The following is a 15,056-nucleotide window of genomic DNA, read 5'->3' as shown; positions in this document are numbered from 1 at the left end:
CGTCGAAGTCGTGTCCGGGCGACAGTACTTCGGCCGGGCGGGCGCGGTCAGTGCGGTATCCGGGCGGAGGCGGCGGTCGCGGGATCCGGACGGCGGCGCTCAGCGCAGGACCTGGACGGCGTACAGGGCCCCGATCCCCGCGGCCAGGGCTCCGAGCAGCAGCCGGAGGGCCGTCTCGGGCAGCCGGGGCTGGAGCCGGGCCCCGAGGTATCCGCCGACCAGACCGCCGGCCCCGCAGGACAGGCCGAGGAACCAGTCGGGGGCGACGTCGCCGGTGGCGGCGAGGGAGAGCAGCGCGTAGACGGCCGCGCCGACGACGGAGGTGACGAAGGTGGCGGCCAGGGCGGCGGGCGCGACGAGCGCGACCGGCATCCCGCGGCCGACGAGGACCGGGCCGAGCAGGGAGCCGCCGCCGATCCCGTACACCCCTCCGGCGACGCCGACGGTCAGGGCCAGGCCGGTCGTGGCGCGGGGCGACGGCGGGCGGGCCGGACGGCCGTCCGCCGGGCGCAGGGTGCGCAGCAGCAGCCACAGGCCGAGGGGCAGCAGGAGTACGGCGATGAGCAGCCGGAACACCCGGGGGCTCGGTACGGCGAACACCCGGACCAGCGCGCCGACGACGACGCCGGGGACGGTGCCCGCGACGAGCAGGCGGGTGAGCGGGCCCCTCAGCCGGCCCGCCCGGAGGTGGCGCAGCAGCGCGCCGGGGCCGGCCACGACGTTGTACAGCAGGTTGGTCGGGGTCACGGCCGGGCTGGGCACGCCCAGGACGCTGACCTGTACGGGCAGCAGGAAGACCGCTCCGGAGACCCCGACGGGGGCGGTGACGCCCGAGATCAGCAGCCCGGCACCGAACCCGAGCAGCCCCGACCACCACGACACCACGGCCTCCCCGCACACCCGCCACCCGGACACCCCAGCCTCGCCCGTTTCCGGGGCGGTGGGCATGAAGATCTCGTGAACTCCGCTCCGGGGCCGGGCCCTCGGCCCCGGCCGTCAGGGCAGGGGGAGGGCGATCTTCACCGCGTAGGCCGCCACCAGGCCGTATCCCAGGCGGAAGGTCCACACGCGGGCCGTGGGGGAGATGCGGGCGCCGGCGAGGGAGCCGAGGGCCACGAGGGACTGCTGCCACAGCAGGGAGGCGACCCCGACGCCGAGGAGGAAGGCGGCACCGGCGGGGCCGGAGCCGAGGGCGGCGCCCTGGGCGGTGGTGAGGGCGGCGAAGTAGAGGGCGGTCGTGGGGTTGACCGCGGTGAGGGCCGCGTAGCGGGCGAAGGTCCGGGACGGGCGGCGCAGGCCGGTGGCGGTCCGGCCGGCCCCGCCGATGCTCCCCGCGTCCCCGCCGCCGCTTCCCCCGTCCCCGCCGCCCTGCGGGCCCGGGCCGTCCACCGGTGCGGGCGCCACCGCTGCGGGCGCCGACCGGGCGGGGGAGCCGGCGAGTCCGTGGGCCGCGATGGCGAGCAGGATCACCGCCGACGCCAGCCGGACCCACGCCTCGACGGGGGAGACGTGCGAGGCCACCCACGGCCCCAGGGCGGTGGCGAGGGCCGCGTAGCCGAGGTCGACGGCCGCCACGCCCGCCGCCGCGGCCGCCGCGGCGCGGCGGTCACGCATCGCCTCCTGGAGCAGCAGCACGCTCATCGCGCCCATCGGCATCGCCACGCCCAGGCCGGCGACCGCGCCCGCCAGGGCCGGTGTCATCACGTCGTTCATAGGGGGAGGGTGGGGTGTCCGCGCCGCGCTCCGGGCACGAATACCGGACCGCGCTGCGACAATCGCGGTATGGACCGCATCGACAGGGAGATCCTCGGGATCCTGCAGCAGGATGCGCGGATCTCCTACCGGGACCTCGGCGTCCGGGTCGGCCTCAGCGCCAACGCCACCGCCGACCGGGTGCGGCGCATGCGCCGCGACGGAGTGATCCGCGCGTTCACCGTCGTGGTGGACCCGGCCGCCGACACCGGCGGCGGGCTCGTCGTGTTCATCGACGTCACCCTGCGGCAGGACACCACGAACGAGGAGTTCGAGCGCCAGGTGGCCGGGCTTCCCGGGATCACCGAGGTGGTCCACGTGACCGGCGCCCACGACTACCTCGTGCGGGCCCGGGCCGCCGACCCGGCGGCCCTCGACGGGCTGCTGCGCCGCCTCAAGCGGGAGGCGGGCGTGGCCCAGTCCCACACCCGGATCGCGCTGCGCGCCGCCGACCGCCCGCTCTGAGGGCGCGCCCGACGGCGGCGCGGGCCGCTCAGAGCGCGGACTCCCAGGTCACCGTCGTGTCCCGGGTGCCCGGATCCGTCCGTCCGTCGTCCGTGACCGTCAGCCGGACGCGTTCCGCGGTGGCGTCGACCACCACCTCGATCGAGCCGACCTCGCTGCGCCGGTGGGCGGCGGCCAGGGCACCGCGCAGGGCCGTCAGCAGCTCCGCCGCCACCGGTTCGGGGACCAGGGCGTCCACGGCACCGGCGAAGTGCACCGACGGCTGGAAGCCGAGCAGGACGGCGGCCCCGCCGGTCTCGCGCATGACCCGGCCGCGGAAGGTCGTCGGGGCGTCGGTGGGCGGCTGCTGGAGGGCGAAGATGGCCGTGCGGACCTCCTGGATGGTGGAGTCGAGCTCGTCGACGGCGCGGCCGAGCTCGTCGCCGACGGCGTCCCCCGAGGGGGCGTTCGCGGCACGCCGCCGGGTGCTCTCCAGCATCATCTCGGTGGCGAAGAGCCGCTGGACCACCAGGTCGTGGAGGTCGCGGGCGATCCGGTCGCGGTCCTCGTACACGGCGAGCTGCTCCCGGTCGTGCTGGGCGTCCGCGAGGACGAGGGCCAGCGCGGCCTGGGAGGCGAACTGCGAGGCGAGCAGCCGGTCGACCGCGTCGTACGCGGGGCCGCCGCGGGAGCGCGGCAGCGCCAGGGTGCCGATCAGCCGGCCGCCGCTCTGGAGCGGGAGCATCATGCTCGGACCGAAGCGTTCGCGGACGTGCGTGGTCATGCGCGGGTCGGTGGCCGAGTCGTCGATGAAGACGGGCTCCCCGCCGAGGAGTTGTTCCAGTACGGGCGACCCGGGGGCGATCGCCGTCCCGACCAGGTCCCCGGGGTCCCCGGGCGTGGAGGCGGCGACGATCTCCATGCCGCCCTCGGGGGTCGGCTGGAGCACGACCCCGGCGGCGGCGTCGGCCAGCAGCCGGGCCCGTTCGGCCACGCACATCAGGGCGTCCGCGGCCGGTTTCCCGGCGAGCAGCGTCGTGGTCACGGCGGCGGCGCCTTCGATCCAGCGCTCCCGGCGGCGCGCGGTCTCGTAGAGCCTGGCGTTGCCGATGGCCATCCCCGCCTGGGAGGCGAGGACGCGCAGCAGCGCGAGGTCCCCGCCCGTGAAGGGTCCGCCGCCCCGCTTCTCGGTGAGGTAGAGGTTCCCGAACACCTCCTTGTGCACCCGGATCGGGACGCCGAGGAAGCTGCGCATGCGCGGGTGGCCGGGCGGGAAGCCGACGGCCCGCGGGTCCTCGGAGAGGTCCTCCAGGAGCAGGGGGCGGGCCGTGTGGAGCACGACGCCGAGCACTCCGGAACGCCCGTCCGGCAGGCGGGGGATCGCGGCCCGTTCCTCGTCGGTCAGGCCCGCCGTGAACAGCTCGGTCAGCAGGACGCGCTCGGGGTCGACGACCCCGAGCGCGGCGTACCGGGCCGAGCAGAGCTCGGCCGCCGAGTCCACGATGTGCTGGAGGATGGAGCGCAGTTCGAGCTCGGATCCGACGTTGAGGACGGCCTCCAGCAGTACCGGAAGTCGGGGTTCCTCCTCGTCCCGTCCGCTCCGCGTCATCCGGCCAGCGGGTTGAGGACCATGGGGGCGATCTTCCCTTCGAGCATCGCGCCGAGACCGAGTACGGCGCACACGTCGGGCCGTTCCGCGATGGCGACGGGCATCCCGGTGGCGTCCCGAAGCATCTGGTCCAGGCCCGGCAGCAGGGCGCTGCCGCCCACCATCATGATCCCCCGGTCCGTCAGGTCGGCGACCAGGTCGGGCGGGCAGTCGCGCAGCACCTTGCCGATGCCGTCGAGGACGGCGGTCAGCGGGGTGTGGATGGCGTTGCGCACGGCCGCGGTGTCGACCTGGACGGAGCGGGCGAGCCCGGTGGCCACGTCACGGCCGTGGATGAGGGTGGAGGCCGGCCCCTCGTCGGTGATGCCGTTGCCGTGCAGGGCCAGTTGCAGGGGGCGGACGGCCTGGCTGGGCAGCATCAGCTCGTGCGCGTGGCGCAGGTGCTGGACGACCGCGTGGTCGATGGCCTCGCCGCCGACGGGGATCCGCTGGGCGGTGACGATGGAGCCGAGGGAGAGGACGGCGACCTGGGTGGTGGCGGCCCCGCACACCATGATCATCGTCGCGGTCGGCTGCTCCACGGGCAGTCCGCAGCCGACGGCCGCCGCGATCAGGGTGTCGACGAGTTCGACGCGCCGGGCGCCGAGGCCGACCAGGGTCTCGACGGTCGCCCGCTGCGCGAGGGGGTCCGCGTCGTGCGGGGTGCAGGCGGCCGCCCGCAGCCGCGGCTTGCGGCGCAGGGCGCGGCGCAGCTTCTCGCCGAGGAGGTGGCGCAGCATCCGCTGGGCCATCTCGATGTCCACGACGGTGCCGCCGGAGACGGGGCGGACCACCCTGATGTAGTCGGGGGTGCGGCCCGTCATCCGTTCGGCGAAGGTTCCGACGGCGATGAGCGCGCCGGTGCGGGTGTTGACCGCGGCGACGCTGGGTTCGTCGACCACGAGGCCGGCGCCCTTGACGTACACGCGGGTCCTGGCGGCCCCCAGGTCGACGGCGACGTGGCAGCGGCGCAACTGCTCAAGACTGACGGTCACGGCAGAACCTCCCGAGAGCGCTGACGCAAGAGGACCGGCCGAGGCGCCGATCGCTTTTCATATCATCCCGGGCGTTTCGGTCTTATGGCCTGTTGGGCTGCTCCGGCCGGGGGTGCCGCGCGCCTGCATGGGGGTGGATTTCTGTACCGACAGGCAGCACCATGCCCGCACCGCACGCGCTACTCGCGCGTAACAAGGTAGAGGGGGCCCGATGCTGACGGTGCGGCAGGAGCGGCGTGCGCGGCGGGAGCGGTGGGAGCGGCAGGTGCGAGGGACGCGCCGGACGCGGGGCGACGCGCGACGCGGGCTGCCGGTGCTCCTCGCGCTCTGCCTGGCGCTCTGCCCGGCCCTCCCGGCGTGGGCTGCGGCCCGCGCCGCCGACCGGTCCTCCGGGGCCGCCCCGGAGGGGACGTCCGCCCGCAACCCCGTCGTCCTCGTGCACGGCTACAACGCCGATCCGGGCGTCTGGGGAGCCCTGCGCGCGGACCTGCGCGCCGCCGGCTGGACCGATGCCCAGCTCTTCTCCTGGGGCTACGACACCCACCTGTCCGTCAACGAGGTCCTCGCCGGACGGCTCGCCGCCTACGTCGAGCAGGTCCGCCGGGAGACCGGCGCCGCCAGGGTCGACGTCGTGGCGCACTCCTTCGGCTCCCTGGTGAGCCGCTGGTACGTGAAGTTCGGCGGCGGCGCCGCCGCCGTCGACCACTGGGTCTCGCTCGCCGGCCCCAACCGCGGCACCTCCACGGCCTGGGCCTGCGCCCTGTGGGACCAGGCGTGCCGGGACATGACCCCCGGCTCGTACGTGCTGCGGAACCTCAACGCCGGGGACCCGACCCCGGGCGCGGTGAAGTACGCGACCTTCTGGTCCGGCTGCGACGAGGTGGTCAACCCGGACGACAGCGTCCCGCTGGCCGGTGCCCTCAACACCCCGGTGGGCTGCCTCGCGCACAACGACCTGCTCGGCGACGAGCCGACCTCGGCGGGCGTCCGCGCCTTCCTCGCGTCCTGAGGCCGGGTCCGCCCGGTCCGCACGGTCCCGCCCGCGGGCCGGCGGGCTACGGGGCGACCGCCCCTTCCGGTCCGGGGGAGACCCGCTGGAGCAGGCCGTACGTGAACTCGGCCGTGCAGGGCCGCCCCCGCGCGGCGAAGGCGAGGCGCCAGCGGGTGGGTGCGGTGCCCTCCATGGGCCGGACCGGTGCGAAGGCCCGCGCCACCTCGTCCACCGTCGCCGACCAGGGCAGCAGGTCCTCCGGCGACTCCAGTACGGGCCCCGGTGCGCCCGGGGCCCGTACCAGCCACTCGTTCCACACCGCCCCGTCCGGCGCGGCCAGCACCTCGAAGCGGAGGTCGGGCCAGAGCGGCAGCGGCCACCGCAGCGCCTCGCACTCCAGGTCCCCGATCCTGCGGGGCTCGGCGGACTCCGGCGGGCCGAGCACCGAACGGTACCGGGCCAGGGCGCGGCGCGAGCGCACCATGGCCTGCCAGCGCTTGTTCGCCTCCCGCTGGTCGGCGGGCGAGGCGCCCAGCCGGCGGCGGGCCTCCTCGGCGAGCTCCGGCTGGAAGTCGGCCATCCGCCGCAGCAACACCAACTGGAACGCGTCCGGCCCGAAGGAAGTCATGGAGGAAACGATTCCACACAGGATCCTTACGTTCTCGGGATACGGATGTTGACGCGGACGGCATAGCCTGCGGGCGCCATGAACTACTGCCACGCATGCCGGAGGCACCTCAACGGCGCGCTGGCGTGCGCCGGATGCGGAACCGCCGCCGAGTACCTGATCCCCGCCGCGCCTCCCGCCGGACGGCCCGCGCCGCCGGAGACCCCCGGCGTGCGGCCCCCGGTGCCCGAGACGCCGACCGCCCTGGCCGATGTGTACGCCGACTCGCTGGTGGTGCTGTCCGCGCCGGAGGGGCGCAGGGCCGGGGCCCGCCGCAGGGTCGCGCACCGGCGCCGCCGCCGGACCGTGCTCTCCCTCGGGCTCGGGGTGCTGATCGCGGCCGGGGGCTCCCTGTCCGCGGCCCACCTGGTCGCCGACGGGCAGGCCACCGACCGCGCCTCGAACGTGGTGCTGACGGACGACGGCCCCCAGCAGCCCGCCCCGGTGCCGGATCTGCCGACGGCCGGCGCGCCCACGGGGCCGGGCAAGGGCACGGCGAAGACCGCCTCGGTGACCAGGAAGGCGGGCACCGGGTCGCCCTCCGCGGGCGCCGACGCGCCCGGCCCGAGCGGCCCCGCCCCCGAAACGAGCTCCGATGCCGGTCCCGCCCCCACGGTGTCCGGATCGGCGTCGGTCCCGCCCGGGCGCGGGCCCTCCCTGCAGGCCTCGGGCTCGGGGGCGCCGTCCCAGGGGGCCACCGGCACCAGCCGGGCGCCGGAGCCGGTCCCGCCGACGCAGTCCCCCACGCCCAAGCCCACCAAGAGCTGCGTGCTCTGGATCTTCTGCTCCTGAGCGGACCCGTTCCCCGGCGGGACGCCCCTGCGCGGGCCGGTCAGACCAGCATCCGCCGCAGCAGGTCCCGCAGGGCGGCCCGCTCCTCGGGGGACAGTCCGGCCAGCGGTTCGCGGGCGAAGTCCAGGGATTCGCGCAGCCGCTCCGCCGTCTGCACGCCCTCCTCGGTGGGGGCCGCGAGCTTGACGCGCCGGTCGGCCGGGTCAGGGCGACGTTCCACCAGGCCGCGGGCCTCCAGCCGGTCGATGATGCCCGTCACGTTCGAGGGCTCGCAGTGCAGCTTCCGGGCGATGTGACGCATGGGCATCGGCTCCATGGCCAGCAGGTTCAGCACCTTGGCCTGGGCGCCGGTGAGCTGGTGGCTGGAAGCCGCGTGCTCGTACTCCATGTGGTACCGGGACACGACGTCACCGATGAGCTCGACGACCTCGACGGTCACTGGGTCTGTGCGACGACTGGGCATGACTCCAGCGTACCCATTTACTTGACAACATGAAATATCCAGGAGCATGGTTGTTTCATCCAGTGAAGCAATTCGTTCTGACCAGGAGCGCCGCATGTCTGAGATTCCCGCCGTGAGCCGCGAGTGGCACCTCGTCCGTCGCCCGCAGGGCTGGCCCGTCGCCGAGGACTTCGCCCTGCGCGAGGTCCCCCTCGACGCCGAGCCCGGCGCCGGCCGGATCCTCGTGCGCAACCTGCACATGTCCGTCGACCCGTACATGCGCGGCCGCATGAACGACGTGAAGTCCTACGTCCCGCCCTTCCAGCTCGACCGCCCGATGGACGGCGGCGCGGTCGGCGAGGTCGTCGCCTCCAACGCCGAGGGCTTCGCCGTCGGCGACCACGTCCTGCACGGCCTGGGCTGGCGCGAGTACGCGGAGCTCGACGCGAAGCACGCCACCAAGGTGGACGCCTCGCTCGCCCCGCTGTCGGCCTACCTCGGCGTGCTCGGCATGCCGGGCCTGACCGCCTACGCCGGCCTCTTCGAGGTCGCCTCCTTCAAGGAGGGCGACGCCGTCTTCGTCTCCGGCGCCGCGGGCGCGGTCGGCGGCCTCGTCGGCCAGTTCGCCAGGATCAAGGGCGCGTCCCGGGTGATCGGCTCCGCGGGCTCCGACGAGAAGGTGACCCTCCTCACGGAGAAGTACGGCTTCGACACCGCCTTCAACTACAAGAACGGCCCCGTCGCCGAGCAGCTGCGCGCCGCCGCCCCCGAGGGCATCGACGTCTACTTCGACAACGTCGGCGGCGACCACCTGGAGGCCGCCATCTCCTCCATGAACGTGCACGGCCGCGCCACCCTCTGCGGCGCGATCGCCCACTACAACGACACCGAGGCCGCGCCCGGCCCGCGCAACCTGATGCAGGTCATCGGCAAGCGCCTGCGCCTGCAGGGCATCCTGGTCAGCGACCACGCGGGACTCCAGCAGCAGTTCGTCCAGGACGTCGCCGGATGGCTGCGTTCCGGTGAGCTGCGCTACGACGAGACGGTCGTCGAGGGCGTGGAGAACGCCGCCTCCGCCTTCCTCGGCATGCTGCGCGGGGAGAACACCGGAAAGATGATCGTTTCCTTCACCGGTTAGGCTCACCCCACAACCGTCGTGGCCCGTGGGCGCGAGTCGCGGCGATCACCAGGAGGAACATTCTTCATGTCCATCCAGCAGTCCGACGTCGCGTACACCGCCGTGGCCACCGCCGAGAACGGCCGTGACGGCCGCGTCGCCACCCACGACGGCCGGCTCGACGTCGTCGTGAACCCGCCCAAGGAGCTCGGTGGCTCCGGCGCCGGCACCAACCCGGAGCAGCTCTTCGCCGCCGGCTACAGCGCCTGCTTCCAGGGCGCCCTGGGCGTCGTCGCCAAGAACGTGAACGCCGACATCTCCGGCTCCACGGTCACCGCCGAGGTCGGCATCGGCAAGAACGACGACGGCTTCGGCCTGATCGTCAAGATCTCCGCCGTGATCCCGAACGTGGACGCCGCCACCGCCAAGGAGCTCATCGAGAAGGCCCACGAGGTCTGCCCGTACTCCAAGGCGACCCGCGGCAACATCACCGTCGAGCTCGCCGTCTGATCCGGCTGCCGCAGCCGCGCGAGGGCCGCCCCCCGACCGGGGTGCGGCCCTCGCCGTAAACTGGCCCCATGCATGATCTTGCGGGGGGCTTCCGGTACCTGTTGGCCGGACAGCGGTGGGTACTGGGACACGGCCGATGGCTCGGCTTCGGGCTCCTTCCGGGGCTCGTCTCCTTCGTCCTCTACGCCGGGGCGCTGATCGGGCTCGGCTACACCGCCGACGACGTGACCGCCTGGGCGACCCCCTTCGCCGACGACTGGTCCGCCCCCTGGCTCGGCGTCTTCCGCGGGCTCCTGACCGGCCTGCTCTTCGGCCTGGGCCTGTTCCTGGCGGTGATCACCTTCACCGCCGTCACCCTGCTGATCGGCCAGCCCTTCTACGAGTCCCTCTCCGAGCAGGTGGACCGCAGCGAGGGCGGCGAGGTCCCGCAGTCCGGGCTGCCGCTCTGGCTGGAGCTGTGGATCTCGGCCCGGGACAGCGTCAGGATCCTCGGCAGGGTGCTGCTCTACGGGATCGCGCTCTTCGCCCTCGGGTTCGTCCCGGTGATCGGGCAGACCGTGGTCCCGGTCCTCGGCTTCTGCGTCTCCGGGTACTTCCTCACCCAGGAGCTCACGGCCGTCGCCCTCCAGCGCCGCAAGGTGGAGCTGCCCGACCGGCTGGTGCTGCTGCGTTCGCGGCGGCTGCTCGTCCTCGGCTTCGGCGTGCCGCTGGTCCTGGCCTTCCTGGTGCCGCTGGTCGCGGTGTTCCTGATGCCGGGCGCGGTCGCCGGAGCCACCCTGATGGCCCGGGACCTGGTGCGCACCGACGAGACCCCGGCCGCCGAGACCACCCCCGCGGGCTTCGGACCGCCGCCGCCGGCCTTCCCCTGACCACCGGACCCGCCACCCCTACCGCTTCAGCATCAGGATCGCCCCCGAGGTGTCCTCCCCGCCGTGCGCGGCCGGGTCCGCCTCCAGCCGGCGGCGCATCAGCTCGAGGTACGGCGAGATCAGCCCGGCGTCCACCCCCTGCTCCTGCGCCGTGCGCAGCAGGGTGCCGCTGGCCGCCACCTGCATGGCCAGGTTGGACACCACTCCGGTGGTGAAGTCCCGGGAGGTCAGCCGCTCGGCGGCGTTGCCGACGAAGAAGCCCATGGCGCCCAGCCACTCGGAGAGCAGCGGAGCCAGGTCCTTCGGCGCGACGCCCTCCTCGCCCTCGGTGAGCGCGTAGGCGTGCGAGATGCCGGCGAACAGCCCGTACATCGCGCTGAGCAGTGCCACGTCGTGCAGGGCCGCGTGGCCGGGGTCCTCCCCGACGAAGCGGACCCCCACCGGGACCTCCAGCAGGGCCCGGTGGTCCTCCACCGCCGCGCGGGAGCCGCTGTAGAAGACGTACCCCCCGGCCTCGGGGGCTCCGATCATCGTCGGCGTGGCCATGATCCCGCCGTCCACGTACCGGGCTCCGCGCTCCTCGGCCCAGGCGGCGCGGGCGCGCGCCTCGGCGGGGGTGCCGGTGGTGAGGTTCACGAGGTCCTTGCCGTCGAGGTCGACGCCCTCCAGGGCGGAGCCGACGCTGGCGTCGTCCAGCAGGCAGACCACGACCAGCGTGTTCGGAGCGACGGCCGCGGCCGGAGTCGGGGCCGCGACGGCGCCCTCCGCGACCAGTGCCTGCGCCTTCGAGGCGGTGCGGTTCCAGACGGTGGGGGTGTGGCCGGCGGCGATCCAGGTGCGGGCGAGGGCGGCGCCCATGTCGCCGAGGCCGAGCAGGGTGAGGGAGTTCCGGGCTGTGGTGTCGTTCATGCCGATTAGCCTGGTGGGGGGCGCCGGAGCGCTCAAGTACGCACTTCGGAGTGGGTGGTTACCCCGAGGTGAGCGAACAGGTGGGGAGGGTGTGCGATGGCGTTGGCACGGAGGCCCGGTGCGGATCACTGCGGGATCGCCGCGGCGATGTCGGTGATCGACGGCAAGTGGAAGGTGTCGCTCCTGTGGGAGCTGGACCAGCGCCCCCGCCGCTTCGGCGAGCTGCGCAGGCTGGTCCCGGGGGTCTCGGAGAAGGTCCTCGCCGCCCAGCTGCGCGAGATGGAGACCGACGGCATCGTGCACCGCGAGGTGTACGAGGAGGTCCCGCCGCGCGTCGTGTACTCGCTGACCGTGCTGGGCCGGGACCTGAGCGCGGCCCTGGTGCCGCTCGGGGCATGGGGGACGAAGCACCTGCTACCGGACTCGGCGTAGCCCTCCTGTGATCAACGGGCGCCCCCGCCCACCCCCGGGCGGCCCGTAGTATGCAAGGCGGCAAGTGCCGAGGCCGTCTCCCACTGCCCTTGAGTCCGCCGGAGCCCGGCGCTCCCGGCGCCGGGAGTCGCGAGCCGGCCGGCGGCTTGCCGTACGACGACCGGCCGCCGGGCCGAGGACCGACCAGCAGTAGGGGACCCAGCAGTGACAGTCAGTACCGACGCCTCGGTGGCCGTGCTGCCCCCGGGCGGCCCTGCCACGTCCGACCGCCCCATACCCGCGGCCCGGCGGGGTCCGGGAGCCCGGGCGGCGCTCCTCCTCGTCGAGGCCGCCGTCGCCTTCGCCGCCGCGCTGGTGCTCCCGCTGCTGGCCCGCGGCTTCCGCCTCAACCCCCTGGACCGCATCGCGCAGGTCAGCGGGCTGGCCGCGATACAGCTGCGGTTCGCGCTCCTCGGCCTGCTGCTCGTGGCCGCCGTCGCCGCGGCCCTGCGGTTCCGCAAGGGCCGGCACTTCGACCTCTCGGCCCGGATCGCGGCCGCCGGCATCGCCGGCCTCGCGAGCGGATTCGTCGCCGCCGGCGCGGTCGTCGCCCTGCACGGCACGCCCTGGCCGATGTTCGGCCTCAACGGGGACAGCGGCCGCATCGTCGAGTGGGCCCACGCCGTGGCCAACGGCCGCCCCTCCGGTTCCCCGGTCTACCCCCCGGCCCCGCTCTACACCCTCGGCTACTACGCCGAGTTCTTCCGCGGCGGCAACACCGCGTACGCCTTCAAGGACCTCCAGATCCTCGGCGCGGCCGCCTTCGGACCGCTGGTCTACCTCTGCTGGCGGATGCTGCTCAGCCCCGTCCGGGCCCTGGCCTTCGGTGTCGCCCCGGCCTTCGCGCTGATCGACGCCTACAAGCCGTACAGCCAGACCGTCCTCGTCCTGCTGGTGCCCGTCCTGGTCGCGCTGGTGGTCTGCCTGGGCCGCAGCGCGCGGCAGGACTGGCGGCCGCTGCTGCTCAAGGGGGCCGGCTTCGGCGCCCTGCTCGGCCTGCTGTTCCTCACCTACTCCGGCTGGTTCCTGTGGAGCGCGGCCGGTGTGTTCTTCGCCGCGGCCCTCTACTTCCCGTGGCGGGCCGGGCGCGCCGGCCGGCTCAAGGGCGCCGGCTTCCTCGCCGCCACCCTCGCCGCCTTCCTCGTGGTCGCCGGCCGCTACCTGATGGTCATGCTGACCGAGGGGCAGTCCACCAAGGACTACAACTTCCGGTTCGACAACTTCACCGACCCGGCGTATTACCTCATGTGGCGCACCGACATGCCCGGCAAGGTGGGGGAGTGGCCGCCGCCCGGCGAGTACGGCGGCGTCGGCCTGTTCGCCCTCGTCACCTTCGTCTGCCTCGGCGCGGCGATCTGGCTGGGCCTGCGCAAGCCGATGATCGTCACCATCGCCGCCATGTTCATCAGCGCGTGGGTGATGCGCATGTACATCGCCTCGCACATGTACGAGACGCAGACCGTCCAGCTCTACACCCGCACCAACAACCAGCTGCTCTACTGCGGGCTGCTGCTGTGCGCGCTCGTCGCCCACCTGGTCTCGCAGCGGATCGCCGCCCGCAGGGCCGAGCAGCCCGGCGACGGCGCGAACACGCCGGCCGTGCGCGGTCTCCCCGCCCGCGAGGGGGCGGTGATCGGGACCCTCTGCGCCCTGCTGCTCCTCCTGGGCACCGTCTCCTCCGCGATGTCCGACCGCTACATGCCGGCGAAGGAGAACACCTACCGGATCCTGCCCTGGGTGTCGCACACCATCACGGAGAAGGACGGCAGCTGCCCGAAGTACGCTCCCGGAGGCACCTGCTCCAAGGACGGCGACCAGAGCTGGTTGGACTTCATCCGATGACTTCGAGGGAACCGATGACCTCCGCACCCCGGCGGCTGGCCGCCTGGGCCGCCCGCACCCCGAAGCGGCTCTGGCTGATCTCGTTCGCGTTGTTCCTCACGCTCGCGGGCTCCTGGTCGGCGGCCACCCCGCCGGCCGGCTCGCCCGACGAGCACGCGCACTTCATCCGGGCGGCCGCCGTCGCCCGCGGCCAGTTCGGCGGGACGGAGGTGATGGTCCCGCACACCGTGGCCGGCATCCCGGGGCACTTCGCCGAATCGGGCGTGCAGCTCCCCGAGTGGTACCGCAACCTCCCCAAGGCCCACGAGTGCTACTCGTGGAACCAGTCCAAGCCGGCCTCCTGCGCACCCTCGCTGGGCAGCTCCGAGAAGACCGCGCAGGCCACCACGGCGGCGGGCCGCTACCACCCGGGCTACTACCTGGTGGCGGGCTGGCCGAGCCTGCTGGTCGACGGCCCCAAGGGGCTGTACCTGATGCGCTTCGCGGCCGCGCTGTTCTGCTCGGCCCTGCTGGCCAGCGCCGTGGTCACGGCCGCCGAATGGCGCCGGCGCTCCCTGGCGATGCTCGGGGTGTTCGCCGCCGCCACGCCGATGGCGCTGTACATGGCCGGCATGGTCAATCCGAGCGGCGGTGAGATCGCCGCCGGGATCCTGGTGTGGACGGCCCTGCTCTCGATCGTGCTGTCGCCCGATCCCAAGCTGCTGAACCGCCGGCTCGCCCGGCTCGGCATCGGCGCGGCGGTGCTGATCAGCATCCGGCCGCTCGGACTGATCTGGTTCGCCGGGGCCGTGGTCTTCTCCCTGCTGCTGGTCCAGCGGCGCGGAGTCCTCGGCCCGGTGCTGCGCAGCAAGGCGCTGTGGGCGTGGACGGGCGTACTGGCTGCCACGACCGCCGGCGCGCTGCTGTGGGCGGCCGGTCACCCGGACAACTCGGTGATCGACATCCCCGACCACCTGACCGCCCGGGAAGCGGCGAAGCAGACCTTCGGCAACACCGACGTCTACATCAAGCAGATGCTCGGCTACTTCGGCTGGCTGGACACGCCCGCGCCCGCCCTCACCTGGCTGCTCTGGTCGGGCGTGCTCGCGGCGCTCGTCGCGCTGGCCCTGGCCCACGCCCGCAGGCTCGAAGCACCGGCGATCCTCGCCATGCTCGTCGCCGTCGTGATCGTGCCGGTCGTGGGACAGGCCTCCCAGGCGGAGCGGATCGGCATGGTCTGGCAGGGCCGCTACCTGCTGCCCTTCGCCGTGGGCCTGCCGCTGATGGCCGTACTGATCTGCGCCACGCGCGCCCCCGCGGGCGGATTCCCCTGGCGGCGCCTGGCCGGCTTCGCCGTGGGCGGGCTCGCCCTGGCCCACGCAGCCGCCTTCTACTGGACGCTGCGCCGCTTCGCGGTCGGCACCGACGGCCCGTGGATCGTGGCCAACGCGCACTGGGCCCCGCCCGGCGGCTGGGCCCTGTGGACCGCGGTCCACGCGGTGGCGGCCCTGGCCCTCGCGGTGCTCGCGCTGCTCCCGGACCGTGAGGACGCCCCCGTGGCGCTTCCGGAGCAGGACGGCGCCTCCGGCGGCCGCCGGCCGGTACCCGAGCCGGCCTGACCCGGACCG

Annotated in this window: 16 protein-coding genes; 9 read left to right on the top strand and 7 right to left on the bottom strand. The window is 74.1% G+C overall.

What is annotated here, in order from left to right:
• Positions 1-99 precede the first annotated feature (99 nt).
• Both ACPU2J_RS11185 and ACPU2J_RS11180 read right to left on the bottom strand, forming a co-directional pair.
• The gene (locus ACPU2J_RS11185) at positions 100-882 is read right to left on the bottom strand and encodes a TSUP family transporter (protein WP_420082441.1); all 783 of its coding nucleotides are present in this window, start codon (positions 880-882) and stop codon (positions 100-102) included.
• 114 nt (positions 883-996) lie between these two features.
• On the bottom strand, positions 997-1,713 hold the full coding sequence (locus tag ACPU2J_RS11180; protein WP_420080870.1) for a LysE family transporter: 717 nt from the start codon (positions 1,711-1,713) through the stop codon (positions 997-999).
• A 69-nt stretch (positions 1,714-1,782) separates the two neighbouring features.
• On the opposite strand from ACPU2J_RS11180, the gene ACPU2J_RS11175 reads away from it, so the two are divergent.
• The gene (locus tag ACPU2J_RS11175) at positions 1,783-2,217 is read left to right on the top strand and encodes an Lrp/AsnC family transcriptional regulator (protein ID WP_365131757.1); all 435 of its coding nucleotides are present in this window, start codon (positions 1,783-1,785) and stop codon (positions 2,215-2,217) included.
• Positions 2,218-2,245: 28 nt separating this feature from the next.
• Here ACPU2J_RS11175 and ACPU2J_RS11170 read toward each other — a convergent pair whose 3' ends face one another.
• A complete protein-coding gene (locus ACPU2J_RS11170) occupies positions 2,246-3,805 on the bottom strand; it encodes a GAF domain-containing protein (protein WP_420080871.1) in 1,560 nt (519 codons plus the stop codon).
• On the bottom strand, positions 3,802-4,839 hold the full coding sequence (locus tag ACPU2J_RS11165; protein WP_361594563.1) for a rod shape-determining protein: 1,038 nt from the start codon (positions 4,837-4,839) through the stop codon (positions 3,802-3,804). Before ACPU2J_RS11165 ends, ACPU2J_RS11170 begins: the two co-directional genes overlap by 4 nt.
• 211 nt (positions 4,840-5,050) lie before the next feature.
• Between ACPU2J_RS11165 and ACPU2J_RS11160 the strand changes: the two genes are divergently transcribed.
• Positions 5,051-5,848, top strand: a complete 798-nt coding sequence (locus ACPU2J_RS11160) for an esterase/lipase family protein (RefSeq protein ID WP_423833178.1) — start codon at positions 5,051-5,053, stop codon at positions 5,846-5,848.
• A gap of 46 nt (positions 5,849-5,894) precedes the next feature.
• On the opposite strand, the gene ACPU2J_RS11155 is transcribed toward ACPU2J_RS11160, so the two are convergent.
• Positions 5,895-6,458, bottom strand: coding sequence for a hypothetical protein (locus ACPU2J_RS11155; protein ID WP_423833177.1), 564 nt, complete (start codon positions 6,456-6,458; stop codon positions 5,895-5,897).
• Between the two features lie 78 nt (positions 6,459-6,536).
• On the opposite strand from ACPU2J_RS11155, the gene ACPU2J_RS11150 reads away from it, so the two are divergent.
• Positions 6,537-7,289, top strand: coding sequence for an SCO2400 family protein (locus tag ACPU2J_RS11150; protein ID WP_420080874.1), 753 nt, complete (start codon positions 6,537-6,539; stop codon positions 7,287-7,289).
• A 40-nt stretch (positions 7,290-7,329) separates the two neighbouring features.
• Here the strand turns inward: ACPU2J_RS11150 and ACPU2J_RS11145 are convergent, their stop codons facing one another.
• Positions 7,330-7,752, bottom strand: a complete 423-nt coding sequence (locus ACPU2J_RS11145; RefSeq protein ID WP_420080875.1) for a MarR family winged helix-turn-helix transcriptional regulator — start codon at positions 7,750-7,752, stop codon at positions 7,330-7,332.
• Between the two features lie 94 nt (positions 7,753-7,846).
• Here ACPU2J_RS11145 and ACPU2J_RS11140 point away from each other — a divergent pair, with 94 nt between their 5' ends.
• The 3 genes from ACPU2J_RS11140 (at position 7,847) to ACPU2J_RS11130 (ending at position 10,227) form a co-directional block, all read left to right on the top strand.
• Complete coding sequence (locus tag ACPU2J_RS11140) at positions 7,847-8,869, top strand: NADP-dependent oxidoreductase (RefSeq protein WP_365077517.1); 1,023 nt, start codon at positions 7,847-7,849, stop codon at positions 8,867-8,869.
• 66 nt (positions 8,870-8,935) lie between these two features.
• A complete protein-coding gene (locus ACPU2J_RS11135; protein ID WP_361594551.1) occupies positions 8,936-9,358 on the top strand; it encodes an organic hydroperoxide resistance protein in 423 nt (140 codons plus the stop codon).
• A 68-nt stretch (positions 9,359-9,426) separates the two neighbouring features.
• Positions 9,427-10,227, top strand: a complete 801-nt coding sequence (locus tag ACPU2J_RS11130) for an EI24 domain-containing protein (RefSeq protein ID WP_391345264.1) — start codon at positions 9,427-9,429, stop codon at positions 10,225-10,227.
• Positions 10,228-10,245: 18 nt separating this feature from the next.
• On the opposite strand, the gene ACPU2J_RS11125 is transcribed toward ACPU2J_RS11130, so the two are convergent.
• The gene (locus ACPU2J_RS11125) at positions 10,246-11,136 is read right to left on the bottom strand and encodes an NAD(P)-dependent oxidoreductase (protein WP_423833176.1); all 891 of its coding nucleotides are present in this window, start codon (positions 11,134-11,136) and stop codon (positions 10,246-10,248) included.
• A gap of 96 nt (positions 11,137-11,232) precedes the next feature.
• Between ACPU2J_RS11125 and ACPU2J_RS11120 the strand changes: the two genes are divergently transcribed.
• The 3 genes from ACPU2J_RS11120 (at position 11,233) to ACPU2J_RS11110 (ending at position 15,047) form a co-directional block, all read left to right on the top strand.
• Positions 11,233-11,568 (top strand): winged helix-turn-helix transcriptional regulator, encoded by a 336-nt coding sequence (locus ACPU2J_RS11120; RefSeq protein ID WP_361594545.1) that lies wholly within the window; start codon positions 11,233-11,235, stop codon positions 11,566-11,568.
• A gap of 204 nt (positions 11,569-11,772) precedes the next feature.
• Complete coding sequence (locus ACPU2J_RS11115; protein WP_423833175.1) at positions 11,773-13,449, top strand: hypothetical protein; 1,677 nt, start codon at positions 11,773-11,775, stop codon at positions 13,447-13,449.
• Positions 13,446-15,047 (top strand): DUF2142 domain-containing protein, encoded by a 1,602-nt coding sequence (locus tag ACPU2J_RS11110; RefSeq protein ID WP_423833174.1) that lies wholly within the window; start codon positions 13,446-13,448, stop codon positions 15,045-15,047. Before ACPU2J_RS11115 ends, ACPU2J_RS11110 begins: the two co-directional genes overlap by 4 nt.
• The last annotated feature ends 9 nt before the right edge of the window (positions 15,048-15,056 follow it).

Origin of the sequence: Streptomyces manipurensis, assembly GCF_049570255.1 — a bacterium.
In the GTDB taxonomy this organism is placed as follows: Bacteria; Actinomycetota; Actinomycetes; order Streptomycetales; family Streptomycetaceae; genus Streptomyces; species Streptomyces manipurensis.
The sequence above is the reverse complement of the archived record's forward strand: the minus strand, read 5'-3'. Positions and strand labels throughout refer to the sequence as shown.